Below are 23,820 nucleotides of genomic sequence, written 5' to 3'. Positions count from 1 at the left end.
CCGCGCTTCACGCTCACCCGGGGCAGGATATCGCCTCATCACAGCCCTCCGGCGAGCAGCTGATACGCCGTCGCCCTTTCATCGACCACCGGCGATCTGGTTGATCGTTTCCGGTGGGTCGGCAACGCGGTCGCGGTGGTCCACGGGCGGGGCAGGCCGGCCGGCGCCCGCAGGCGAAGGAGCGGCTTGCGCAACGTCGCGAGCCCGGCCGCCCACATCTTGGCCGGGGAGAAGTCGTGCATCCACGCGATCACGCCGGCGCAGCGGTCGTCGGTGTTGGCGGCGACCATCGTGGCCGTGATCGCGGCGGCGTCGGTCAGCACGGGGCGCCACACGATCGGCAGGGGCACGTCGCCCGAGCTGTCGAGCTCGGCCACCACCTGCTGCGACTGCGCGGCCACCCGGGCCAGGGCGTCCTCGCCGTGCCGGTCCTGGCTGCCGGTGAGGAACCAGATCTCGCGCGCGCCGCCGGGCTCGACCGTCATGACCCACTCCGGACCGGTGGGCGGGCCACCGTGTCGCGGTCGACCAGGGCCGGCTCGACCAGCGCCGACGTCTCCGCGCGGGAACCGGCCACGAGCTGGTCGAGCAGCAGCCGCAAAGCCTGACGGCCGACGTCGGCGAACTCCTGCCGGATCGTGGTCAGGGCCGGGTGGAGATAGGCGGCCTCGGGCACGTCGTCGAAGCCGATCAGGCTCACGTCCTCGGGCACGCGGCGGCCCTGCTCGGCCAGGGCCCGCATGACGCCCAGCGCCACGTGGTCGTTGGCCGCGAAGACGGCGGTGCAATCGGGGATGCGGGCCAGCATGCGGCCGCACTGATAGCCCGACGCGGCCGACCAGCCGGCGCGCAACATGGGCGGCGCCTGGGCGCCGGCCTCGGCCAGCGCGGCCCGCCAGCCGGCCTCGCGGGCCCGGCTGCCGTGCCACTGCTCGGGGCCGGCGACGTGCCAGACCGTGCGGTGGCCGTGCTCCAGCAGGTGCCGGGTGGCGAGCCGGCCGCCCGCGTACTGGTCGACCGAGACGTTGGCGACGTTCCACTCGGGCAGGCCGTCGACGGTCACGATCGGGATGCCGGGCGGGACGAGGCGCATGGCCTCGGCGGCGGCGTCGACCGGGGCGATGAAGACCAGGCCGGCCGCGCCCTGCTGGACGAGCCGTTCGACGATCCGGCGGGACGCCGCGGTGGCGTCGTAGCCGGCGACATGGCCCACGGTCAGGGACAGGTCGGCGCCGAGCGCGGCTTCGCCTATCGCCTGCACCATGCTCGACGGGCCGTAGAGGGTCGTGTTCTGGGCGACCACGCCGACCACGTTGGAGCGGCCGGTGGCCAGCACCCGGGCCGACAGGTTCCGGCGGTAGCCCAGCTCGGCGATGGCGGCGAGCACCCGCGTCCGGGTCGTGGGCGAGACGTGCGGATGGCCGTTGAGCACACGTGACACCGTCTGATGGGACACGCCCGCCCGGGCGGCCACATCGGACATGACGGGGCGGCGGCTCATGCGCCGATCGTCCCGGCGTCCGGGTGTGCCTTCATCAGAGGTTGTCCTTTATCGGCGAGCTGGGAAAATGTGAACGCAAACATGCGGGGTGGATGTACGCGCTGTCAAGGGTCCATTACACCCCCGTTACCTGTTCGTGACATTGGTGGGTATGCGTGATGACAGGGCCAAACGGGGACCTTGACAGCGATCATGGCCGTGCCGGATCGTGTCCTTCGTGTATCGACGATGTTTCACCCGCGTCGTCGGGGTCCCTGAGTGGTGTCATGTCGGCGACGTGGCGGTGTGAACGCTCTCAAAGTGCGGCGCCATGAGTGACGAGTTGGTGGGCCTTTGGGACAGCGCGCCCTACGAGTACGGGTCGATGGAGGCCAGTTGTGTCGCCTTCCACGCGGACGGCTCGGGCTGGTCGGTCTGGGAGAACGCCGGTGGCGCCGCGCTGACGATGATCCGCTGGACCCGCCTCGGCCCGGCGGCCGTCGAGGTGGTCGAGGGGGAGACGTCCTTCGGCAGGTGGGCGCCCTCGGCGCCCGGCGCCCGCCGGTTGGTTCTCGACGATCCGGACGAAGACATGGAAGAGGCGGCCGGCGAAGGCGGTGACGTCCTTGAGCTGCGGTACGAGCTCGTCGAGGACGTCCCGCCTCTGGCCGACAGTCCGATGGTGGTGCTGAAGCTGAGTGAGCCCTACGAGGGGAGCTCGACCTACGCCCTGTCCCGGCGTGACATCGGGCCGGACGACGTACCCACTGTGGTCACCGAGGCGGTCTGAGCGGGCTCCGCGGGCCGGGCCAGCGGGGCGAAGGCGATCAGGATCGCGGTGGCGGCGAACGGCAGCAGATCGAGGTCGACGGGGATCGCCAGGAAGCCGGCCAGGAACAGCGCGGGGCTCCACCAGGGAAGGCGGCGTGCGGCGGCCAGCAGGCCCATCAGGACGACGATGCCGAGGCCGAACAGGGCCGGGCCGGTCGTCTCCAGGACGTCCGGCAGGGGGAAGCGCTCACGGAAGTCGTCGAACAGGTCGCCGATGATCACCCACAGGAAGCAGCCCACCCCGAAGACCGCAGCCGCGGCGGCGAGCGACGCGGCCACCGTCACCGCCCGGCGCCCGGCCACGAGCCCGCGCATCTGGACGGCCAGGACGGCGAACAGGACCATCGCGGCGAAGAAGGCGACGTGGCCGACGTCCCAGGCCGGCCCGTTGCCGCGGTCGCTGTCCCATCCGTCCACCCATCGCAGCAGGCCGTAACAGAGCATCAGCAGGGGCGCGGCGACCGCCATCAATCTCATGCATGGAGCGTAGGAATCGGGCGGGCTGCCAGGAATCGGTGTGAACCCTTAGGGGAACGCGCGGACGGCCGGCGGGATCACCACCGGCCGTCCGCTTGTGGGAGTTGGGTCAGACGAGCGGGCAGGTGCTGCGGTACTCCTCGATGGCCAGGCCGGTCGGGCCCGGGCAGATGAACTGGTCGTAGCGGGTGTCGTTGTCGACGAAGCGCTTCAGCCAGGAGACCGCGAGCCGGGCGGTCGGCGTGTTCACCGACTGCGGGAAGAAGTGGCTGGCGTTGTTGAGTTCCAGGTACGCCTTCTCGGAGCCGGAGTTGAGGCTGTTGTAGAACGGTTCCGAGTGCGTGCCGACCGGGGCGATCGTGTCGGACTCGCCGCCGACGATCAGGGTCGGGACGCGGTTGCCCGACCACGACTTCGTGAGGTTCCACGGGGCGAGCGGGATGGCGGCCTGGAGCGACGGCCGCTGGCGGGCCGCCTCGAGGGTTCCGCCGCCACCCATGGAGTGGCCGGCGACGGCGAGCCGGGACGAGTCGACGCGGGTGCGCACCGAGCTCGACCGGGTCAGGTAATCGAGGGCGGCCAGCAGCTGGTCGCCGCGCTGGGCGGGCTGGTCGAGCAGGGTGTTGGTCTCGATGCCGATCACCACGAAGCCGTGCGACGCGATGCGCGGGCCGAGCCACGACAGGCTGGACCAGGTGGCGGTGAAGCCGGGCGAGATCGCGACGGCGCCGAAGGTGCCGTCGCTGGTGGTGGTCGGGTAGTAGATGACGCCGCCGCCGAAGCCGGAGACGAGCGACGAGACGTTCTCCGTGGCGACCGAGTACGGGCCGCGGCTGGCGTCGAGCGCCGCGAGCGTCGGGTTCGGGCCGCGCTCGTACGGGTTGTCGGCCGCCTGGGCCGGCGCCGCGCCGACCGTGACGGAGAGGGCCACGGCGGCGGCCGCGGCGGCGAAGACCTTACGAAGGTGGTGCACCGGACACGCTCCTCGGGGGTAGGAGATTGATGGCGGTCAGTTTTTGCCGCTCAGGGCCGGTCGCGCATCGGCGAAATCACCGGTGTTCGCAACCGCCCGTTAACGAGCGCGAAATTTCATCAACCGAAAAGGGCTTCCCCGGGGCCGCCTTGATGGACAGACTCGCCGCATGCTTAATGCACCGGTAGTGCATGAAGTTGCCCCTCTCGGCCGCGACGCCGACCTGGCGGCGATCACCGGCCTGATCGAGGAGGCGGCGGCGGGCCGGGGTGGCGCGCTGGTGCTCGCGGCGGGCCCGGGCGAGGGCCGGACGACCATGCTGCGGGCCGCCGCGAGCGCGGCCACGACATGGCTGGTGGTATCGGTGCCGGGGCACGCGGACGAGGCGGAGGTCGCCTATGGCGGGCTCGAACGGCTGATCGAGCCGCTGGCCGACGCGGTGCGGGATCTTCCGGCGGAGTGGCGGGAGCCGCTGCTCGCGGTGGCGGGTGGGAGTGACCCGGGTGTGGGGCCGCTGCCGTTGTGCCTGGCGGTGGTAGCGCTGTTGCGAAGGGCGGCGGGGGAGCGGGGCGTCCTCTGCCTGTTCGACGACGCGGATCTGCTCGACGGGGCGACCTGGCAGGTGGTCCGGCTGGTCGCGCGCCGCGTTGCGGGAGTGCCCGTCGCGCTGCTCGCCTCGGTCACCGCGAGCGGGGCGGGGAGCGCGGCCGCGGCGGGTCTGCCGACGCGGCATCTGCGGGCGCTCAGTGAGGAGTCGTGCCGTGAACTGCTGCGGCGACGGGCGCCCGGCATCACCGACGACGTGGCGGCCGGGCTTCTCGACATCGCTCACGCCAATCCGGCGGCCCTGGTGGATCTCGCGACCGCGCTGACACCGGAGCAGCGTCGCGGCTATGCCACGCTGCCCGCCGCTCTGCCGCCGGACAGCGGCATCCGGCGGCGGCTCGGCGCCGAGCTGGCGACGTTGCCACCGTCCACCCGCACGCTGCTCCTGCTGGCCGCGACCGAGCCCGGCGCCCGCCCGGCGGAACTGCTCGCGGCCGCGGCGCGAATGGCGGGCGAGGCGGCGAGGGCCGCGGGGTCGGACGTGGCGTGCACGGCGGGGGGAATCTCGCTGTCCGATCTGGATCTGGCGGCTCGGGCGGGGCTGGCGGCCGTGGGCGAGGACGGGGTCAGGTTCACGCCGGCCGTGGCGCGGTGGTGCTCCAGGAGGAACCTCTGGGGCGGCGGCACGCGGCGCATCTGGCGCTGGCCGGTGTGTTCGGTGGCGGTAGGCGGCGGCTTTCGGCGCTGGTGCACCTGGCCGCGGTGGCGGCGGGCCCGGACGAGGAACTCGCGCGGGAGCTGCTGGCGGCGGCGGAAGGGGCGCCGCCTATCGCGGCGGCGGTCGCTCAGCGCCGGGCCGCCGAGCTCAGCGCCGCGCCGGGTGGGGCGGCGGCCGCCCTGCTCGCGGCGGCGCGGTCGCTGATGGCGGCCGGGCGCACGCACGAGGCCGGGCTTCTGGTGCGGCGGGCGGGGAAGTTGCGGGGGAGCGCGAGCGTACGGGCGCGGGCGCGCGGCGCCTTGGCCGAGATCAACCTGCGGGCGGCGCCGGGCGCGGCGCAGGAGGTGCTGCTCGATGTCGCGGCCGAGTTGCTGCCGGTCGATCCGCGTGGGGCGTTGGACGCGCTTCTGCTGGCCGGGGACGCCTGCGGCCGTACGGGCGAACCGGGCCGTTACCCCGAGTTGGCGCGGCAGGCCGCGGCCCGGTTCGCCGATGATCGGACGAGGATCGGCCGGGGGCTGATCGCGGCCAAAGCAGCGGCCAAAGCAGCGGCTAAAGCGGAGACGGCTGTGGAGGCGGGAGCGGACGCGCGGGGACCGGTGTCGGTCGTCCGGGATCTTGACGCGGTGGACGCGGCGCGGCATCAGCTGACCGCGAAGCATCAGGCCATGACCCTCGACGAGGCGATGGCCGTCGACCTCGCCATGGCGCTGCATCACGTCACCGGCGTGGCCGATCTGATGACCGGGGCCGACGAGGCGGCGTTCGGGCACCTGCGAGAGGTGCTCCGGCTGGCCGAGCGCACCGCCGACCCGGCCGGGCTCATCCGGGCCGCGAACACCGGCATCCTGCTCGGGCAGGACAAGCGGGCGGCACGGCTGGCCGGGCGCGCCGCCGGTCTCGCACGCGAGTCCGGGGCCCACGCGCTGGTGCCGGCGGCCCTGGAGGTCGCCGCCTTCGCCGATCTGGCCGCCGGGCGGTACGACCACGCCACCGCGTCGGCGCTCGACGGGGCGGCGGTCGCGCGCGGGGCGGGCCGGCCCGACCTCGCCGACACGCATCTGGCGCTGCTCGCCCTGCTGGCCGCGTTCGTCGGGGACCGGGAGTCGGCGGCCGAGCGTCTCGCGGCCACCCGGCACGCCGACGCCGAAGTGCGTGGCCTGGGCGACTGGGCCGAGGCCCTGCTCGATCTGGTGGACGGGCGGCGGGCGGCCGCGGCGGAACGTCTTGCGGGTGTCTTCGCCGGTGGCTCCCTGATCCTGCGCGTCGCGATCACGCCTCACCTGCTGGAGGCGTCGGCGGATCTCGGCCCGGACCGGACGGAGCCGGACGGGACCTCGGTCTTCGATCAGTGGGCGGGGCGGACGCGGCAGAGTGGCTGGCTCGCCCTGCGGTCGCGGTGCCGGGCGCTGACGGCGGCCGACCACGACGCGGCCGAGGACCACTTCCGGGAGGCGCTCGGGTGGCACGGGCGCGACGACGATCCGGGGTTCGCGCGGGCGCACACCGAGTTGCTCTACGGCCGTCATCTGCGCCGGCGGCGGCGTCCGGCCGAGGCGCGCGACCATCTGCGCCGGGCCGTCGACACCTTCCACCGGCTCGCCGCGCGCCCCTGGGCCGAGCAGGCGATGCGGGAGCTGCGGGCGGCCGGGGCCAAGGTCGACCCCATCGGCCGTACGCCCTTGACGGCCCAGCAGGAGCGGATCGCCGGCCTGGTCGCCGAGGGCGCGACCAACCGTGAGGTCGCCCGGCAACTGCACCTGAGCCCGCGAACCATCGACCACCACCTGCGCAACGTGTTCGCCCGCCTCGGCGTGCGATCGCGAACCGAGCTGGCCCGCCTCCTCGCCGCCGGCTGACGAGGGCGCCGGCTGACGAGGGCGGCGGGGAAGAAGGCGGCGGGGAAGAAGGCGCCGAGGAAGAGGGCGCCGGAGAAATGGGCGCGCGAGGGAGGGCGCGCGGACACGCCGGGCCGGAAGCGCCGTGGGTCAAACGGGAAGATCGGGCTGTGGGTGAAGGGGCAGACCTGTTCGGCGCGCCCGGCCGGAAGGTCTCGGGAAAGCAACGATAAGTTTCGACGCCGACCCGCCCGAATTATCGGAACGGGCGGATCGACGTCCTTCTAAACAGGGGTCAGGCCTTGCGAACCTCGACCGGTGTCACGAGGCGGCGGTCGCGGCCCACCTCGCGCACCGGACCGGTCAGCGTCACCCTGCCGCGGCAGGGCAGGTCCGCGGCCGAGGTGCCGACCATGACCTCGATGTCGCCCGGCTCGACGATCGTCGTCAGGTCGCGGCCCGTGTACGCCGTGCGGTCGGTGTGCACCGTGAACTCGACGTCCTTGGCCTCGCCCGGCTCCAGCGGCACCCGGGCGAAGCCCGTCAGCTGCTTCACCGGGCGCGTGACCTGCCCGATCGGGTCGTGCAGGTAGAGCTGGACGACCTCGTCGCCGGCCCGATCGCCGGTGTTGCGCACCCGCGCGGTCACCGTGAACTCGCCGTCCGTCGGCACCGACGGCGCGCCGATGCGCAGGTCGTCGACCTCGAACGTCGTGTACGAGCGGCCGTGCCCGAACGGGAACAGCGGCGTCGGGTCCAGGTTGCTGACCCCGGTGTTCTCCGCGCCCAGCGCCGGCTGCAGATACGTGCCGGGCTGACCGCCCGTGTGGCGGGGGATCTGCACCGGCAGCTTGGCCCCGGGCTGCACCCGGCCCGAGAGCACGCCCGCGATCGCCGAGGCGCCCTCCTCGCCCGGCATGAACGCCTGCACCAGGCCGGCCGTGCGGCCGGCGATGCCGCCCAGCGCGTACGGCCGGCCGCTGACCACCACGACCACCACCGGCGTGCCGGTGGCCAGCAGCTCTTCGATCAGGTCGGCCTGCACGCCGGGCAGGCGCAGGTCCTCGGCGTCGCAGCCCTCGCCCGAGGTGCCGTGGCCGAACAGGCCGGCCAGGTCGCCGACCATCGCCACCACCACGTCGGCGCCGCGGGCCGCCGCCACCGCCTCGGCGAAGCCGGAACGGTCATCGCTGTTGACGTCACAGCCCCGGGCGTACGACACCTCGGAGAACTCCGACCGAAGCGCTTCGACGGCCGTGGGAACGTCGACGCCCAGGCCGATGCCGGGGTAGCGGGGCAGCACGTGGTTGGGGAAGGCGTAGCAGCCCATGAACGTGCGGGCGTCGTCCGCCGCCGGGCCCACCACCGCGACCTTGCTCGACGCGGCCAGCGGCAGCGCTGTGCCCGGGTCGAGCAGGATGACCGACTTCTCGGCCATCTCGCGGGCGAGGGCCCTGTTCGACGCGGAGTCGAGCTCCACACTGCCGGCGGCCGAGACCGACGACGTGGGTGTCCAGTCCGGGTCGAGGAGGCCGAGTTCGATCTTCTGCGTGAGCAGCCGGCGTGCCGCCTGGTCGATCACCGACTCGGGCACCCGGGAGATCAGCTCGGCCGAGAAGCCCAGCGTGTCGGGCAGTTCCACGTCGATGCCGGCGGTCAGGGCCAGCGCGCCGGCCTCGGCCTCGTCGGCCGCGATGTGGTGGGTCGAGGCCAGGAACGGCACCGCCCAGTAGTCCGACACCACCGTGCCCGTGAAGCCCCACTTCTCCCGCAGCACCGTCGTGAGCAGCCACGGGTCGGCCCCGGCGGGCACGCCGTCGATGTCGGAGTAGCTGTTCATAACCGACCGGGCGCCGCCCTCGCGGATCGCCGTCTCGAAGGTCGGCAGGATGACGTCGAGCAGCTCCCGGCGGCCCATCGACACCGGGCCGTGGTTGCGGGCCCCGCGCGACGCCGAATAGCCCGCGAAGTGCTTGAGGGTGGCGATCACCCCGGCGCTCTCCAGGCCGCGGACGTAGCCCGCCCCGAGCAGCGCCACCAGGTACGGGTCCTCGCCGATGGTCTCCTCGACCCGGCCCCACCGGTAGTCGCGCACGACGTCGAGCACCGGGGACAGGCCCTGGTGCACGCCGAGCGCGGCCATGTCGCGGCCGATCGCGGCCGCCATCCGCTCGACCAGCGACTCGTCGAAGGTAGCGCCCCAGGCGATGGCGGCGGGATAGACCGTTGCGCCGAAGGCGGTGAAGCCGGTCAGGCATTCCTCGTGGACCAGGGCGGGGATGCCGAGGCGGGAGTTGGCGAGGACGATCTGCTGTTGACGGACCAGTTCGGCGGCGCCCTCGGCCGGCGTGAGCGGCTTGCTGCCGTACACCCGGGTCAGATGCCCGAGCCCCTGCCGGCTGGCCTCCTCGAGGGAGATGGTGCCCGATGCGGCGAAGACGTCCTGCATGGGAGCGACGTTGAGGGTCTCCTCGGGGTCGGTCTCCTCCTCGTCCTGCATGTCGTTGCCGAGCCAGCGGCTGCCCAGCTGCCCGACCTTCTCCTCGATGGTCATGGCGGCCAGCAGGGCGTCAACGCGGTCAGCGACGGGGAGCGCCGGATCCTGCCATCGATGTTCTACGGTCACGGCGCAACTCCTCAGAGGTTCCGAAACTTTCAGTGTTTTCACAGCGCGAACTTTCGGCGCTGGATGATCTTAGGTTGCCCTTCGGCGACAGGGGAGGACGGCGTCCACTTTTGCCGTGGGAGCGCGACCACGGCAAGACCCTTGACATGATCACCCTGAAACCCTACGTTAACGAAACCTCACGTTAACTTGCGGTCGTCGTACGAAAGTTGCAGGCTCTGTGACGCGGACGACCACCCAATCCGAGCGGCAAAAAACTAATACGGAGATCAGCGTGATCAATAGGCGTAACTTCCTCGGCCTGGCCGCGGGTACAGCTGGTGCCGCCGCTCTGGCGGCTTGTGGCAGCTCCGGCCCGGAGGACAAGAGCGGTGGCTCCAGCGGCGGTGGCGGCGGCGCGGCGAGCTACTGGTCGCTGAGCGGCGAGCCGGGTGAGCCGATCCGCACGGCGGCGATCGACCGGTTCAACAAGGCCAACCCGGACACCAAGATCACCCCGACGTTCTTCCAGAACGACGCCTACAAGCAGAAGATCAAGACGGCGCTCGGCGCCGACCAGGGCCCGACGATGATCTGGGGCTGGGGCGGTGGCGGCCTCAAGGAGTACGTCACCTCGAACCAGGTCGAGGACCTGACCGACTGGCTCGGCCAGAACGCTGCCGTCAAGGACAAGATCCTCCCGTCCTCGTTCGGCGCCGCCACGGTCAACGGCAAGGTCTACGCCCTGCCGATCGAGACCGTGCAGCCGATCGTCCTGTTCTACAACAAGAAGGTCTTCGAGAAGGTCGGCGTCCAGCCCCCGAAGTCGTGGGGCGAGATCATGGCCCTCGTGCCGAAGTTCAACGAGAAGAAGATCGCCCCGTTCTCGCTCGGCGGTCAGTCGCGCTGGACGAACATGATGTGGCTCGAGTTCCTGCTCGACCGCACGGCCGGCTCCGAGGTCTTCGACCGGGTCTTCGCCGGCGAGAAGGACGCCTGGTCCGACCCGGCCGTTCTGGACATGCTGACCAAGATCCAGGACCTGGTGAAGGCCAACGGCTTCCAGAAGGGCTTCTCGTCGACCACGGCCGACTCGAACGCCGACCAGGCCCTGCTCTACACCGGCAAGGCCGCGATGATGCTGCACGGCTCCTGGTCGTACGGCATCCAGAAGGCCGACGGCGGCAACTTCGTCAAGGACGGCGGCCTGGGCTGGATGAACTTCCCGCCGGTCGAGGGCGGCAAGGGCGACCCGAGCAACACGGTCGGCAACCCGGGCCAGTACCTCTCGATCTCGTCGAAGGCCACGACCGAGGCGAAGGACATCGCGAAGAAGTTCTTCTCCACCACGCTGGTCGACGACGAGGAGAAGGCCGGCTGGGTCAAGTCCGGCGGCGTGCCGGTCCTGAAGAACAGCGATAGCCTGTTCACGGGCGACGACGCGGCGTTCCTGAAGGACATGTCGGCGATCGCGGGGGGTGCCAAGGTCTTCGCCCAGTCCTGGGACCAGGCCCTGAGCCCGACCGCTGCCGAGACCCTGCTGGACAACATCGCGAAGCTGTTCCAGCTGCAGGTCAGCCCGCAGCAGTGGGTCGACGCCATGAACGGAGTCATCGGCAAGTGACCACCATCGCTCCGCCCGTCGTACGGACGAAAGGCAGTTCCTCCTCCAGCGGCGGGCGGAGCGGCTCCGGCTCCGTCACCTGGATGGCTCTGCCGGCGTTCATCTGGTTTGTCCTGTTCGGCATCATCCCGCTGTTCGGCGTGCTGTTCCTGAGCTTCACCACCTGGAACGGCATCGGCGACATTCAGGTCACCGGCCTCACCAGCTGGAAGGCCACGCTGCAGGACCCGGGTCTGCCGCACGCCCTCTGGATCACCTTTGTGATCATGGCGTTGTCGTGGCTCGTGCAGACTCCGATGTCGATTCTGCTCGGCACGTTCCTGGCCACCAGCAAGCGTTACCGCGAGCTGCTCGCGGTGCTGTTCTTCATCCCGCTGCTGCTGTCGTCGGCCGCGATCGCGATCACCTTCAAGGCGCTGCTCGACCCGAACTTCGGTCTCGGCTCCGGCCTGGGCATCGACGCGCTCAACAAGGACTGGCTGGGCAACTCGACGCTCGCCATGGCCACCCTGATCTTCATCGTGTCCTGGCAGTTCATCCCGTTCCACACGCTGATCTACCAAGGCGCGGTCCGGCAGATCCCCACGTCGATGTACGAGGCGTCGCAGATCGACGGCGCCGGCCGGGTGCGGCAGTTCTTCTCCATCACGCTGCCCCAGCTGAAGTACACGATCATCACGTCCTCGACGCTGATGGTGGTCGGCTCCCTGACCTTCTTCGACCTGATCTACGTCCTCACCGGCGGCGGCCCCGGCGACTCGACCCGCGCCCTCGCGCTGGAGATGTACCAGAAGGGCTTCCAGGCCAACCTGATGGGCCCGGCCAGCGCCATCGCCGTCATCCTGGTCCTCGTCGGACTCGGCCTGTCGCTGCTGTTCCGGCGGCTCGGTGGCCGTGCCGACGAGAGCCAGCTGGAAGGAGTCTGAGTTGTCGACCATCACCGAGCGGACTCCCTCGACGACGGTCACCGGCACGCCCGGCCGTCCGACCCGCAAGCGCCGGGCCCGCGGCTTCAACTGGGCCGGCGGCTCGCTGAGCTGGCTCTGGCTCTTCGTCGTGATGCTGCCGATCTACTGGATCGTCATCACCAGCTTCAAGACCCAGGACACGTACTTCATCACCAACCCCCTGGCCCCGCCGACCGACCTGACGTTCGAGAACTACAAGTCGGTCATCGAGGCGGACTTCGTCCGCTACTTCTTCAACAGCGTGGTCGTCACGGTCGGCGCGGTCGTCCCGGCCGTCGTCATCAGCTTCATGGCCGGGTACGCCATCGTCCGCGGCGCCGGCAACCGGACGCTCAAGGCGATGAACTGGATCTTCCTGACCGGTCTGGCCATCCCGCTGCAGGCGGTGATCATCCCGGTCTACCTGATCATCATCAAGCTGAAGATGTACGACACCTTGGCCGCGATCATCCTGCCGTCGATCGCGTTCGCCATCCCGCTGTCCGTGCTCGTGCTCTCCAACTTCATCCGTGACGTCCCGAAGGAACTCTTCGAGTCGATGCGCATGGACGGCGCCAGCGAGTGGGGCACCATGTGGCGCCTGGCATTCCCGCTGACCCGGCCCGCCCTGGTCACCGTGACGATCTACAGCGCGCTCAACGTCTGGAACGGCTTCCTGCTCCCGTTGGTGCTCACCCAGAGCCCCGACCAGCGCACGATCCCGCTCGCGCTGGCCAACTTCCAGGGCCAGTTCGGCATCAACGTGCCCGCCATCGCCGCCTCGGTCACCCTGACCACGGTGCCGATCGTGATCCTCTACGCGATCGGGCGGCGCCAGCTGCTGAGCGGTCTAACGGCCGGCTTCGGCAAGTAGGGGAGCGGTACTCTCCCGCACCACCAGCTCGGTGGCCAGCTCCACCCGGGGAGTCTCGATGGGCTCGCCGCGCGACAACCGCAGGACGGTACGCGCGGCGAGCCCACCCATATCCGCCAAGGGCTGGCGCACGGTCGTCAGCGGCGGCGACGACCAGCGCGCCTCGGGCAGGTCGTCGAAGCCGACGATGCTCAGATCGTCCGGCACCCGCAGGCCGCGCAGGCGCGCCGCCTCGTAGACGCCCAGCGCCATCTGGTCGCTCGACGCGAAGATCGCGGTAGGACGGTCGTCGCGGCTCAGCAGCCGCTCGGCCGCCGCGAAACCCGACTCGTGGTTGAAGTCGCCCGGCTCGATGAGCTTGCGGTCGACACGCATGCCGGCCGACTCCAGCGCGGCCCGATATCCGTCGAGCCGGGCCCGGCTGCACAGCAGCGTGCGCGGCCCCTCGACCAGGGCGATCCGCTTGTGCCCCAACGAGATCAGGTGCTCGGTGGCGCTGCGGCCGCCCGACCAGTTCGTGGCGCCGATCGTCGGCACGTCGGCCGCCGCGCCACCCGCCGGATCGATTATCACCATCGGCACGTTCAGCCGGTGCAGCTCCGTACTGACCGGGCCGGCCCCGTCGGAGATCACCAGGATGACGCCGTCGGACTGCCGCGACCGCAGGTTCTGCAGCCACTGCCGGGTCGACGCGGTCCGCCGGTGCACGGCCGAGACCACGGTGCCGACCCCGGCCGCGTGCGTGACCTCCTCGACGCCGCGGATCAGCTCGACCGCCCACGGGCTGTCTAGATCGTGGAACACCAGGTCGATCAGCCCGGCCCGCAGCGGCTGCCGAGAGTTACGAGGGCGGTAGTCGTGCTCCCGGAGAAGGTGCTCGATGCGGTCGCGCGTCTCCGGCGACACGTCGGTGCGCCCATTGAGCACTCGTGACACCGTGGGAACCGACACTCCCGCGGCTTCCGCGATGGTCGCGATCGTCACCCGTCGCCCGCCCACGGCCATCCGACTCTCCTCGCTTGCTCGGACCATGCTTCGAAACTTTCGATTCCGAGTGCCGGAAGTATTGCACATTCCGCAGCGGTTGGAAGCATCCGCGCAGGTCTGAGCACGCGCGCGGTGGGGTATATCGACCTCCATGCCCCTCATTACCGGTCGTTACCGGCTGGACGAGTCACTCGGGCAGGGCGGCATGGGCCGCGTCTGGCGCGCCCGGGACGAGGTCCTCCAGCGCGACGTGGCCATCAAGGAACTCCTCCAGGAAGGCGACGCCGAGCATCGCCGGCTGCTGCGCGAGGCCCGGGCCGCGGCCCGGCTGGGGCATCCGAACGTGGTACAGGTCTTCGATGTCCTCGAGGTCGACGAGCACGCCTGGATCGTCATGGAGTACGTGCCGTCGCGCTCGCTCCAGGAGGCGATGCGCGAGGAGGGCCCGATGGATCCACGCCGGGTCGCCCGCATCGGCCTGGAGGTGCTGGCGGCGCTGCGGGCGGCGGACCGGGCCGGCGTGGCCCACCGCGACGTGAAGCCGGCCAACGTCCTGCTCGCCGACGACGGCCGCGTGCTGCTGACCGACTTCGGCATCGCCACCATCGAGGGCGACGCCCTGATCAGCACCTCCGATGTGCTGATCGGCTCGCCCGAGTACATGTCGCCCGAGCGCGCCAAGACCGGAGTGGCCGGTCTGGCTTCCGACCTGTGGTCACTGGGTGCGACCCTCTACGCCGCGGTCGAGGGCCAGTCACCGTTCCACCGTTCGTCGGCCATCGCCACGTTGACCGCGCTGGCGGCGGACGAGCCCGATCCGCCGCGCCGGGCGGGCCCGCTCGAGCCCGTGCTGACCGGCCTCCTGCAGAAGGATCCGGAGGAGAGGATCGGCGCGACGGAGGCGGAGCATCTGCTGCGTGCGGCGGCTTCCGGTTCCTATGGGCACGCTTCGGTCGTACGCGCCGTCGACCGTCACGACAGCATCGAGTCCCCCGACGGCTCGCCGAGCGAAGACCAGGCTTCGGTCGCCCGGGGAACACCGGTCACGCCCGTCCCGTCGCAGCGCCCGCCCTCCGACCCGCCGAGTTCCTCCCCGCCGAGTTCCTCCCAGCCGCCCTCGACGGCCGGCGAGGTGCCGTCGCCCGGCGATGTGGCGGCGCCGCGTGAGGTGCCGTCGGGCGGCGATGTGGTGGTGCCGCCGGACTCGAGGGCGACCGCGGTGCGCGGCTCGCATCGGGCGCGGGTGCTCCTCGGGGCCGCGGTTGCCGTCCTGCTGCTGGCGGGAGTCGTCTGGATGGTGGTCCGGTCCGGGGCCGGCTCCGGCGGTGACCCGGCCGCCGAGGCTCCGCCCGGTGCTACGGCTCCTGTAGCGTCGGAGCCCGGAGCGGCCGCCGGCCCGACCGGGTCCGCCTCGGCCACCGCGTCCTCCTCCGCGTCCGCGCCGGGCAGCCCGAGCCCCGCCGCCTCCCGGACGTCCGCCGCGCCGGCCACCACCGCGCCGGCCGCCGGTTCGGGGTCGGGCCTGCCGGCCCTGCCCGCCGGGTGGCGCGACTACAAGGACGCGACCGGTTTCGCCGTCTATGTGCCCGAGGGCTGGACCCGCTCGAAGGAGGGCACGATGGTCTACTTCCGTTCCCCGGGCCGGGTTCTCGGCATCGACCAGACCCGCAAGCCGGAACCCGACCCGGTGGCCGACTGGCGGGCCAAGGCCGACTACCGGGTCTCGGCCGGCGACTTCCCCTCCTATCGCGAGATCCACATCAAGGAAGTCGACTATTTCCGCAAGGCCGCCGACTGGGAGTTCACCTTCACCCGCAACGGCACCCGCCAGCACGTGAACAATCGCGGCGTCATCACCGCCACTACGCAGGCCTACGGCTTCTACTGGCAGACCCGCGACGCCGACTGGCAGCGCTACCGCGCCGACCTCCAGCTGATCTTCGACAGTTTCCGCCCCGCCCGCCGCTGATCCGTCACTGGCCGGCGAGGAAGTCCTCCGGCCGCAGCGACATGGCGAACGGCTTGGCCGCCGCCAGCACGTCGCCGGAGATTGCCATGGCCTGCCGCGCGTAGTGGCCATGGCTGAGCCGGAACAGCTGGAGCCGGATCACGTTGGGCGTCGGCCGATGCGGCTCGACCAACAGGTACCAGGGAATGTGGGCGGCGGCGTACCGGATCTGCAGCCCTCGGTCGGTCAGCGCGGTCTCCGGCGCGATCTCCGCGATGAGCACGACATCGGTGCTGTCGATGACCAGCCCCGGCTGCGGATCCCGCGTCACCACTATGTCCGGGACGACGATGCGGTCGATGTCGAGCCGCACGTTGATGGAAGCGGCGACCCGGAACCCGCCCGCTTCCACCGCCGCCCGCAGCGCCCCCACAAGCAGCCACGACATCTCCTGGTGGGGCCAGCTCGGCGCCGGGCTGGGCCGCAGCCGCCCATCCATCAGTTCGATCCGGCGTGCGGGCTCGTAAATGGCGAGGTACTCGGCCTCGGTCAGCGGCATCATGGTCGCTCAGAAGTCGAGCAGGGTAGCCGTGTCCACGTTGACCAGGAACGGCTGGTCCAGGCTCATCGTCTCCGGATACTTCGCGACCGAAGTCTCGACGTAGCCCGCGTCTCGCCGATGGTGGAGAAAGAGATTGATCGACTCGTAGTTCGGGATGTCCGGATCCACGATCAGGTACCACTCGATCTTCGCCTGGTCGTAGAGGTGCTTCTTCTCGTGGAGATCCCGGCTGGCGGTACTTGGCGAAAGGATTTCGACGACTAGCTTGACCTCCGCTGCCTCCGCGATCTGGCCCAATCGTTTGATCGGGCCTACCACGATGTCGGGGATGAGAATCCGGTTGGTACCCACCCGGATGTTGACGGCTTCGCGGGCGCGCAGGCCGGCCGCTCGCGCCGCAGGCTGGAAGATCGTCATCAAAATATGTGATATGTCCTGATGCGGCATGTTCGGTGCCGGGCTCACCCAGAGTCCCCAGTCGACTAGCTCGATTCGACTAGATGTCTCGCCGAGCGCGAGGTACTCCGCCTCCGTCCAGGGCTCAGGGTGGTCGAAGATGGCCTCGGTCATGGGCAAAGTGTCGCATGCGCTCATGGTCGAAATGGTCACACGACTAGTAGTGATGAAGCAACTGGTCCCTTGACACCTAATCGGGTGATGCGTCAGCGGTCACAGCGGTGAATTTCGGGCGTTTGCGTGCGTAGTGGAGGGCATGACTGAGCCGTTTGTTACGCCGTTCGACCGCCGGACCACCGCGGACGAGGTGCTGAAGGGGATTGATCTGACCGGGCGCCGGTACATCGTGACCGGTGGGGCCTCGGGGATCGGGCTGGCCACGGCCCAGGCGCTGAGCCGGGCCGGGGCCGAGGTCACCGTGGCGACACGGCGGCCGTCGGGGGACCATCGTGCGCTCGACCTGAGCGACCTCGACTCGGTGCGGGCCTTCACCGAGGCCTGGGACGGGCCGGTGCACGGGATCGTCGCCAACGGCGGGGTCATGGCCCTGCCCACCCGCGAGACCGCCCAGAACGGCTGGGAGTCGCAGCTGGCGATCAACTTCCTCGGGCACTTCGCCCTAGTCACCGGGTTGCACAGCCACCTGCGGGCGGCGGGGGAGTCGCGAGTCGTGGTGGTGAGCTCGGGCATCCAGGCCAAGGGCGCGTTCGACTTCGACGACCCGCATTTCGAGCGGCAGCCGTACGACCCCTGGAAGGCCTACCGCAACTCCAAGGTGGCCGGGAGCCTGTTCTCCGTGGCCCTGGCCCGGCGCTGGGCGGCCGACGGGGTCCTGGCCAACACCGCCGACCCCGGCTACGTGGCCACGAACCTCCAGCGCCACCTCGACGAGGACACGCTGCGCGCCTTCGGGATGGCCGGCGAGAACGCTCAGCTGCCCGACTACTTCTCGACCCCCGAGGAGGCCGCCGCGACCAACGTCCTGCTGGCCGCCTACCCGCTGCCCAAGGAGGTCAACGGCCGGTACTTCATCTACTGCCAGGAGGCCGAGCCCGTGCCGGGCGGCCCGGACGCGGCCGGCGGCGTGGCACCGTGGTCGCTCGACCCGGCCGAGGCCGACCGGCTGTGGGAGCTGGCCGAGAAGGCGCTCTAACGCGGCACCGCCTGGGCCGGGGCGCCGGCGGCCTCGGCCAGGCGGGCGGCGATCCAGGCGTGGTCGCGGGCGATCAGGCCGACGGTCACGCGCAGGTGCGGTGAGCCGGGGCCGACCGTGAAGGCGGCGCCGGCCGCGGCCGCGATGCCGGCGCTGGCCAGCGAGATCAGGGCGGCCTGTTCGTCGGCGACCGGCAGCCACAGGTTCAGCCCGTCGCCGGGCGGCAGGGACAGGGCCGATGCGACGAGGCGGCGGCGGGCCGCGTACTCGGCGCGGGCGTGACCGACCGCGGCGACCGAAGCCGGGTCGGTGAGCAGGGCCAGCAGCAGGTGTTGCAGGAGACGGCTTGTCCAGCCCTGGCCGAGCAGGCGCCGTTCCAGGATCGGGTCGAGTACGGCGGCGGGCGCGCCCACGGCGGCCAGGCGCAGGTCGGGGCCGTGTGACTTCGAGAAGCTGCGCACGTGGACCGTCTGGCGTGGCAGGTGCGATCCGAGGGAGAACAGCTCGGCGGAGGATACGTCGGAGGCGGAGTCGTCCTCCACGGCGTACACCTGAGGGGTCTGCGCAAGCACCGCGGCGAGTGACGCCGCCCGCGAGCCCGACCACGACGCGCCTGTGGGGTTGTGGGCGCGAGGTTGCAGGAAGACGGCGGCGGGCCGCTGAGCGAGGGCCGCGACGAGCTGATCCGGGATCATGCCCTCGGCGTCGGTGCCGGCGCCGATGACCTGCACGCCCAGGGCGTCCAGCAGGTCGAGCAGGGGCGGGAAGCACGGGTTCTCGACGACGGCGCGATCGCCGAGGCGCAGCAGGGCCGAGGCGACGTGGTCGATGGCGTCCATGGCGCCGTCGAAGATCGCGAGGCGCTCGGGCGGATAGGGCCAGCTCTCGCGCAGCAGCGCCGCCAGCTCGGGAAGGACCGGCTCGTCGAGATAGCTGGTGGGCGCGGGGGAGAGCCCCGCCAGCGGCGGCAACGACGGCAGAAGCGACGGATCGGGTACGCCGGTGGAGAGATCGAGCGCGAAACCGGAGCTCCCGCGCAGCGCCGCCCGGTAGCGCCCCGGGCCGCTGAGCCGGTCCTCGGCGACGATGGTGCCGCGACGTCCGTCGGTCCGGATGGTTCCCGACCGGCGCAGGAGCTGCCAGGCTGCGCTGACCGTGGTCGGCGACATCTGCAGGGCCGCTGCGACCTTGCGTACGGGCGGGAGTTTGGTCCCGGGGTGAAGCGCGCCGTCGCCGACGGCGCGGCCGACAGCCTCGGCCAAGCCTCGCGCGGAGACATCGGCCAAGCGATGTTTCACCTCATCAAGCACTTTGTGACAGTACGAAATGGCCATTGTTCGGTCCAGAGGTGTTACGTAATCTCCGCTCATGATTCGTATCGCGCACTGGATCGGTGGCGCCGAACGGGCCGGCAACTCCGGCCGGGTCGGCCCCGTCTTCAACCCCGCCACCGGCGAGCAGACCGCCGAGGTCGACCTCGCCTCGACCGCCGAGGTCGCGGACGCCGTCGCGGTCGCCAAGGAGGCGGCCACCGCGTGGCGCTCGGCGTCGCTGTCGAAGCGCTCGGCCGTCCTGTTCAAGTTCCGCGAGTTGCTGGCCGCGCACTCGGGCGACCTCGCCGCGATCATCACGAGCGAGCACGGCAAGGTCCTCTCCGACGCCGCCGGCGAGGTCGCCCGCGGCCTGGAGAACGCCGAGTTCGCCACCGGCATCCCACATCTGATGAAGGGCTCGTTCTCGGAGCAGGCGGCCACCGGCGTCGACGTCTACTCGATCCGCCAGCCGCTCGGCGTCGTCGCCGGCATCACCCCGTTCAACTTCCCGGCCATGGTGCCGCTGTGGATGTGCACCACCGCCATCGCGGCCGGCAACGCCTTCGTGCTCAAGCCCAGCGAGAAGGACCCGTCGGCCGCGCTCTTCCTGGCCAAGCTGTGGAAGGAGGCCGGCCTGCCGGACGGCGTCTTCACCGTCGTCAACGGTGACGCCGAGGCGGTCAACGCGCTGCTCACCCACCCGGACATCGCCGCCGTCAGCTTCGTCGGCTCGACGCCGATCGCGAAGTACATCTACGAGACCGGCACCAGCCACGGCAAGCGCGTGCAGGCCCTGGGCGGCGCCAAGAACCACATGATCGTGCTGCCCGACGCCGAGATCGAGGCGGCCGCCGACGCCGCCGTGAGCGCCGCCTACGGCTCGGCCGGCGAGCGCTGCATGGCCGTCTCCGTGGTGGTCGCGGTCGGCGACGCGGGCGACCCGCTGGTCGACGCGATCGCGGCCCGGCTGCCCAAGCTGAAGATCGGCGCCGGCACCGATCCCGAGTCGCAGATGGGCCCGCTGATCAGCGCCCAGCACCGGGACAAGGTCGCGGGCTACGTGACCCGGGGTGCCGAGGCGGGCGCGACGGTGATCGCCGACGGCCGCCAGGCGGACGTGCCCGGTGACGGCTACTTCCTCGGCGTCACGCTGCTCGACAACGTCACGCCGGACATGGAGGTCTACACCGACGAGATCTTCGGGCCGGTGCTCTGCGTGGTGCGCTCGAAGACGTACGCCGAAGCCGTTGAATTGATCAATAGCAACGAGTACGGCAACGGCACCGCCATCTTCACCCGTGACGGCGGCGCGGCCCGGCAGTTCCAGTTCGACGTGAACGCGGGCATGGTCGGCGTCAACGTGCCGATCCCGGTGCCGGTCGCCTACTACTCGTTCGGCGGGTGGAAGGCCTCGCTCTTCGGGGACACCCACATGTACGGCCCCGACGGCATCCACTTCTTCACCAGGTCCAAGGTCGTCACGTCGAGGTGGCCGGATCCCGGCACGTCCTCGATCGATCTCGGCTTCCCGACGAACCGCTGATCTCGTGGAAAACATTGTCCGCGCTGACGACCGCGCCCACGTCTTCCACTCCTGGTCCGCCCAGGGCCTGATCAACCCTCTGCCGATCGCGGGGGCCAGCGGCTCCTATTTCTGGGACTACGAAAACACGAAATATCTGGACTTCTCGTCGCAGCTGGTGAATGTCAACATCGGACACCAGCATCCGCGCCTCGTGGCGGCGATCCAGGAACAGGCCGGGAAGCTCTGCACGATCCAGCCCGCCTTCGCCAACGACAAGCGCGGCGAGGCGGCCCGGCTGATCAGCGAGCTCGCGCCCGGCCCGCTCAACAAGGTGTTCTTCACCAACGGCGGCGCCGAGGCCAACGAGAACGCCGTGCGGCTGGCCCGTGGGCACACCGGGCGGCACAAGGTGCTGTCGATGTACCGCAGCTACCACGGCTCGACCTCGACCGCGATCACCGCGACCGGCGACCCGCGGCGCTGGGCGAACGAGCCCACCGCCATCGGGGTCGTGCACTTCTGGGGCCCGTACCCGTACCGCTCGCCCTTCTACTCCTCCTCCCCGGAGGAGGAGACCGCGCGGGCCCTGGCCCACCTGCGCGACACGATCGTCTTCGAGGGCGCGGCGACCATCGCCGCCGTGCTGATCGAGACGGTGGTCGGCACCAACGGTATCCTCGTGCCGCCGCCCGGCTATCTGGCCGGGGTGCGGGCGCTGTGCGACGAGTTCGGGATCGTCTTCATCGCCGACGAGGTCATGGCCGGCTTCGGCCGGTGCGGCGAGTGGTTCGCGGTCGACCGCTGGGGCGTCACACCCGACCTGATCACCTTCGCCAAGGGCGTCAACTCGGGCTATCTGCCGCTGGGTGGCGTGGTCATCTCGGACGAGATCGCCGAGACGTTCCGCGAGCGCCCGTTCCCGGGTGGCCTGACCTACTCGGGTCATCCGCTGGCCTGCGCCTCCGCCGTCGCCTCGATCGAGATCTTCAAGGAGGAGGGGATCGTCGAGCACGCCCGCGCGATCGGCGACGACGTGATCGCACCGGGCCTCGCTGCGCTGGCGGACCGGCACCCCAGCGTCGGCGAGGTGCGTGGCCTGGGCGTCTTCTGGGCGATCGAGCTCGTGCGGGACCGGGAGACCCGGGAGCCGCTGGTGCCGTTCAACGCCTCCGGCGCGGACGCCGCCCCGATGAACGAGCTGGCCGCGGCCTGCAAGGAGCGGGGGCTCTGGCCCTTCACCCACTTCAATCGGGTGCACGTCGCTCCGCCGTGCACGGTGAGCGCGTCCGAGGTCGAGGAAGGCCTGGCGATCCTCGACGAGGCCCTCGCGGTGGCCGACAGGTATTACGCAGGCTGACTCCGGATTGCGTAGTTGGGGCCGGTGCTTCACGCCGGATTCCGTTTCAGGTTTGGAAATTACTTCGGATTCCCTTGTCTTCAGTCCGTCGCATGTGTCAAGGTCCCTCACGTCGTTTCGTGTGGGAGCTGTCACAGCGCCTTCCTCGGAGGTCATATTCAGTGAGCGCCGCTCTGCCCGTTCTGCGCAACTTTGTCGGTGGATCCGCCACCGGCACCGTTGACGGGGTCACCTCCCAGGTGATCGATCCCAGCACCGGGGAGGCGTACGCTCTCGCGCCGGTCTCCTCGTCCCGCGACGTCGACGCGGCCATGGCCGCGGCCGAGCAGGGGTTCGAGGTCTGGCGGGACGCCACCCCGGCCGAACGGCAGCGGGCGCTGCTGAAGATCGCCGACGCCGTGGAGGCGCGGGCGGACGAGCTGATCGCCGCCGAGTGCCGCAACACCGGTAAGCCGGTCGAGGCCACCCGGCAGGAGGAGATCGGCCCGATGGTCGACGAGCTGCGCTTCTTCGCGGGCGCGGCGCGCAACCTCGAAGGCAAGTCGGCGGGGGAATATCTGCGCGACCACACGTCGTACGTCCGGCGTGAGCCGATCGGCGTGTGCGCGCAGATCACCCCGTGGAACTACCCGATGGTCATGGCGGTGTGGAAGTTCGCGCCGGCCATCGCGGCCGGCAACTCGGTGGTGCTCAAGCCGTCCGACACCACCCCGGTCAGCACCCTGCTGCTGGCCGAGATCGCGGCCGAGTTCCTGCCGCCGGGCGTGCTCAACGTGGTCTGCGGCGACCGGGACACCGGCCGCGCCGTGGTCGCCCACCCGGCCCCGCAGCTGGTCTCGATCACCGGCTCGACCCGGGCCGGCATGGAGGTGGCGGTCTCGGCCGCGGCCGACCTCAAGAAGGCCCACCTCGAACTGGGCGGCAAGGCGCCGGTGATCGTCTTCGACGACGCCGACATCGAGGCGACCGCCGCCGCCATCGCCGGCGCCGGCTACTTCAACGCCGGCCAGGACTGCACGGCGGCCACCCGCGTGCTGGTGCACGGGCGGATCGCGAGCGACTTCACCGCCGCGCTGGCCCAGGCCGCGCGCGACACCAAGGTCGGCGCCCCGTCCGACACCGACGCGTTCTTCGGCCCGGTCAACAACGCGAACCAGCTGGCCCGGGTGCAGGGCTTCCTCGACCGTACGCCCGAGCACGCCTCGATCGTGGCCGGTGGCAAGCGGATCGGCGAGCGTGGCTACTTCCTCGAGCCGACCGTCGTGTCTGGACTGAAGCAGCGTGATGAGATGATCCAGGACGAGGTTTTCGGCCCGGTCATCACCGTTCAGGAGTTCGACGACGAGGACAACGCCGTCCGCTGGGCGAACGACGTGCGGTTCGGCCTGAGCGCCAGCGTCTGGACGCAGAACCACGGCCGCGCCATGCGCGTCTCGAGGCGTCTCGACTTCGGTGCCGTCTGGATCAACACCCATCTGCCGTTCGTCTCGGAGATGCCACACGGCGGCTTCGGGCATTCGGGCTACGGCAAAGACCTATCTATGTACGGGTTCGAGGAGTACACCCGAATCAAGCACGTCATGAGCTTTCTGGGCTGACTGTTTTC

General features: G+C 70.7%; 20 protein-coding genes. 11 read left to right on the top strand and 9 right to left on the bottom strand.

What is annotated here, in order from left to right; translation table 11 throughout:
* Window positions 1-38 precede the first annotated feature (38 nt).
* Window positions 39-485 carry a hypothetical protein gene (locus tag ACQP2X_RS29910; protein WP_498687497.1) on the bottom strand — a complete coding sequence of 149 codons (447 nt, stop codon included), beginning with the start codon at window positions 483-485 and terminating at the stop codon, window positions 39-41.
* A complete protein-coding gene (locus ACQP2X_RS29905) occupies window positions 482-1,483 on the bottom strand; it encodes a LacI family DNA-binding transcriptional regulator (protein WP_498701083.1) in 1,002 nt (333 codons plus the stop codon). Before ACQP2X_RS29905 ends, ACQP2X_RS29910 begins: the two co-directional genes overlap by 4 nt.
* A gap of 328 nt (window positions 1,484-1,811) precedes the next feature.
* Here ACQP2X_RS29905 and ACQP2X_RS29900 point away from each other — a divergent pair, with 328 nt between their 5' ends.
* The gene (locus ACQP2X_RS29900; RefSeq protein ID WP_498687495.1) at window positions 1,812-2,270 is read left to right on the top strand and encodes a hypothetical protein; all 459 of its coding nucleotides are present in this window, start codon (window positions 1,812-1,814) and stop codon (window positions 2,268-2,270) included.
* Here the strand turns inward: ACQP2X_RS29900 and ACQP2X_RS29895 are convergent.
* Entirely contained in the window at window positions 2,204-2,788 is a 585-nt protein-coding gene (locus ACQP2X_RS29895) for a hypothetical protein (protein ID WP_498687493.1), read from the bottom strand. The genes ACQP2X_RS29900 and ACQP2X_RS29895 overlap by 67 nt on opposite strands.
* A gap of 109 nt (window positions 2,789-2,897) precedes the next feature.
* Entirely contained in the window at window positions 2,898-3,761 is an 864-nt protein-coding gene (locus ACQP2X_RS29890; protein ID WP_498687492.1) for an alpha/beta hydrolase family protein, read from the bottom strand.
* A 187-nt stretch (window positions 3,762-3,948) separates the two neighbouring features.
* Here ACQP2X_RS29890 and ACQP2X_RS29885 point away from each other — a divergent pair, with 187 nt between their 5' ends.
* Both ACQP2X_RS29885 and ACQP2X_RS29880 read left to right on the top strand, forming a co-directional pair.
* Entirely contained in the window at window positions 3,949-5,229 is a 1,281-nt protein-coding gene (locus ACQP2X_RS29885) for an ATP-binding protein (protein ID WP_498687488.1), read from the top strand.
* Window positions 5,229-6,884: a LuxR C-terminal-related transcriptional regulator gene (locus ACQP2X_RS29880; RefSeq protein ID WP_498701082.1), complete on the top strand. Its 1,656-nt coding sequence runs from the start codon at window positions 5,229-5,231 to the stop codon at window positions 6,882-6,884. The genes ACQP2X_RS29885 and ACQP2X_RS29880 overlap by 1 nt, the downstream gene beginning before the upstream one ends.
* Window positions 6,885-7,158: 274 nt before the next feature.
* Here the strand turns inward: ACQP2X_RS29880 and ACQP2X_RS29875 are convergent, their stop codons facing one another.
* Complete coding sequence (locus tag ACQP2X_RS29875; RefSeq protein ID WP_498687486.1) at window positions 7,159-9,489, bottom strand: glycoside hydrolase family 3 N-terminal domain-containing protein; 2,331 nt, start codon at window positions 9,487-9,489, stop codon at window positions 7,159-7,161.
* Between the two features lie 274 nt (window positions 9,490-9,763).
* Here ACQP2X_RS29875 and ACQP2X_RS29870 point away from each other — a divergent pair, with 274 nt between their 5' ends.
* From ACQP2X_RS29870 to ACQP2X_RS29860, 3 genes are read left to right on the top strand one after another with little or no spacing between them, the layout of a single operon-like run.
* On the top strand, window positions 9,764-11,092 hold the full coding sequence (locus tag ACQP2X_RS29870) for an extracellular solute-binding protein (protein WP_498687484.1): 1,329 nt from the start codon (window positions 9,764-9,766) through the stop codon (window positions 11,090-11,092).
* Window positions 11,089-12,018: a carbohydrate ABC transporter permease gene (locus ACQP2X_RS29865; protein WP_498687481.1), complete on the top strand. Its 930-nt coding sequence runs from the start codon at window positions 11,089-11,091 to the stop codon at window positions 12,016-12,018. The genes ACQP2X_RS29870 and ACQP2X_RS29865 overlap by 4 nt, the downstream gene beginning before the upstream one ends.
* A gap of 1 nt (window position 12,019) precedes the next feature.
* Window positions 12,020-12,913, top strand: coding sequence for a carbohydrate ABC transporter permease (locus tag ACQP2X_RS29860; RefSeq protein WP_498687479.1), 894 nt, complete (start codon window positions 12,020-12,022; stop codon window positions 12,911-12,913).
* On the opposite strand, the gene ACQP2X_RS29855 is transcribed toward ACQP2X_RS29860, so the two are convergent.
* Entirely contained in the window at window positions 12,890-13,918 is a 1,029-nt protein-coding gene (locus ACQP2X_RS29855) for a LacI family DNA-binding transcriptional regulator (protein WP_498687477.1), read from the bottom strand. The genes ACQP2X_RS29860 and ACQP2X_RS29855 overlap by 24 nt on opposite strands.
* A 133-nt stretch (window positions 13,919-14,051) precedes the next feature.
* Here ACQP2X_RS29855 and ACQP2X_RS29850 point away from each other — a divergent pair, with 133 nt between their 5' ends.
* On the top strand, window positions 14,052-15,869 hold the full coding sequence (locus ACQP2X_RS29850; protein WP_498687475.1) for a serine/threonine-protein kinase: 1,818 nt from the start codon (window positions 14,052-14,054) through the stop codon (window positions 15,867-15,869).
* A gap of 4 nt (window positions 15,870-15,873) precedes the next feature.
* On the opposite strand, the gene ACQP2X_RS29845 is transcribed toward ACQP2X_RS29850, so the two are convergent.
* Window positions 15,874-16,410 carry a Uma2 family endonuclease gene (locus ACQP2X_RS29845; protein WP_498687473.1) on the bottom strand — a complete coding sequence of 179 codons (537 nt, stop codon included), beginning with the start codon at window positions 16,408-16,410 and terminating at the stop codon, window positions 15,874-15,876.
* A 6-nt stretch (window positions 16,411-16,416) separates the two neighbouring features.
* On the bottom strand, window positions 16,417-16,980 hold the full coding sequence (locus ACQP2X_RS29840) for a Uma2 family endonuclease (RefSeq protein ID WP_498687471.1): 564 nt from the start codon (window positions 16,978-16,980) through the stop codon (window positions 16,417-16,419).
* Window positions 16,981-17,122: 142 nt separating this feature from the next.
* On the opposite strand from ACQP2X_RS29840, the gene ACQP2X_RS29835 reads away from it, so the two are divergent.
* A complete protein-coding gene (locus tag ACQP2X_RS29835; protein ID WP_498687469.1) occupies window positions 17,123-18,019 on the top strand; it encodes an SDR family NAD(P)-dependent oxidoreductase in 897 nt (298 codons plus the stop codon).
* Here ACQP2X_RS29835 and ACQP2X_RS29830 read toward each other — a convergent pair.
* On the bottom strand, window positions 18,016-19,329 hold the full coding sequence (locus tag ACQP2X_RS29830; protein WP_498687467.1) for an aminotransferase class I/II-fold pyridoxal phosphate-dependent enzyme: 1,314 nt from the start codon (window positions 19,327-19,329) through the stop codon (window positions 18,016-18,018). The genes ACQP2X_RS29835 and ACQP2X_RS29830 overlap by 4 nt on opposite strands.
* Window positions 19,330-19,387: 58 nt before the next feature.
* Here ACQP2X_RS29830 and ACQP2X_RS29825 point away from each other — a divergent pair, with 58 nt between their 5' ends.
* The 3 genes from ACQP2X_RS29825 (at window position 19,388) to ACQP2X_RS29815 (ending at window position 23,812) form a co-directional block, all read left to right on the top strand.
* Window positions 19,388-20,875: a CoA-acylating methylmalonate-semialdehyde dehydrogenase gene (locus ACQP2X_RS29825; RefSeq protein WP_498687465.1), complete on the top strand. Its 1,488-nt coding sequence runs from the start codon at window positions 19,388-19,390 to the stop codon at window positions 20,873-20,875.
* A 4-nt stretch (window positions 20,876-20,879) separates the two neighbouring features.
* A complete protein-coding gene (locus ACQP2X_RS29820; protein ID WP_498687464.1) occupies window positions 20,880-22,214 on the top strand; it encodes an aspartate aminotransferase family protein in 1,335 nt (444 codons plus the stop codon).
* Window positions 22,215-22,375: 161 nt separating this feature from the next.
* Entirely contained in the window at window positions 22,376-23,812 is a 1,437-nt protein-coding gene (locus ACQP2X_RS29815; protein ID WP_498687461.1) for a gamma-aminobutyraldehyde dehydrogenase, read from the top strand.
* Window positions 23,813-23,820 lie beyond the last annotated feature (8 nt).

It is taken from the genome of Actinoplanes sp. CA-131856, assembly GCF_050956135.1.
GTDB lineage: Bacteria > Actinomycetota > Actinomycetes > Mycobacteriales > Micromonosporaceae > Actinoplanes.
This window is presented reverse-complemented; position numbering and strand designations above follow the sequence as displayed.

What these genes read in the sequence shown, in the direction of transcription:
- ACQP2X_RS29910 (WP_498687497.1), bottom strand. Translation starts at nt 485, where the DNA reads ATGACGGTCGAGCCCGGCGGCGCGCGCGAGATCTGGTTCCTCACCGGC.
- ACQP2X_RS29905 (WP_498701083.1), bottom strand. Translation starts at nt 1,483, where the DNA reads ATGTCCGATGTGGCCGCCCGGGCGGGCGTGTCCCATCAGACGGTGTCA.
- ACQP2X_RS29900 (WP_498687495.1), top strand. Translation starts at nt 1,812, where the DNA reads ATGAGTGACGAGTTGGTGGGCCTTTGGGACAGCGCGCCCTACGAGTAC.
- ACQP2X_RS29895 (WP_498687493.1), bottom strand. Translation starts at nt 2,788, where the DNA reads ATGAGATTGATGGCGGTCGCCGCGCCCCTGCTGATGCTCTGTTACGGC.
- ACQP2X_RS29880 (WP_498701082.1), top strand. Translation starts at nt 5,229, where the DNA reads ATGGCGGCCGGGCGCACGCACGAGGCCGGGCTTCTGGTGCGGCGGGCG.
- ACQP2X_RS29855 (WP_498687477.1), bottom strand. Translation starts at nt 13,918, where the DNA reads ATGGCCGTGGGCGGGCGACGGGTGACGATCGCGACCATCGCGGAAGCC.
- ACQP2X_RS29850 (WP_498687475.1), top strand. Translation starts at nt 14,052, where the DNA reads ATGCCCCTCATTACCGGTCGTTACCGGCTGGACGAGTCACTCGGGCAG.
- ACQP2X_RS29845 (WP_498687473.1), bottom strand. Translation starts at nt 16,410, where the DNA reads ATGATGCCGCTGACCGAGGCCGAGTACCTCGCCATTTACGAGCCCGCA.
- ACQP2X_RS29840 (WP_498687471.1), bottom strand. Translation starts at nt 16,980, where the DNA reads ATGACCGAGGCCATCTTCGACCACCCTGAGCCCTGGACGGAGGCGGAG.
- ACQP2X_RS29835 (WP_498687469.1), top strand. Translation starts at nt 17,123, where the DNA reads ATGACTGAGCCGTTTGTTACGCCGTTCGACCGCCGGACCACCGCGGAC.
- ACQP2X_RS29825 (WP_498687465.1), top strand. Translation starts at nt 19,388, where the DNA reads ATGATTCGTATCGCGCACTGGATCGGTGGCGCCGAACGGGCCGGCAAC.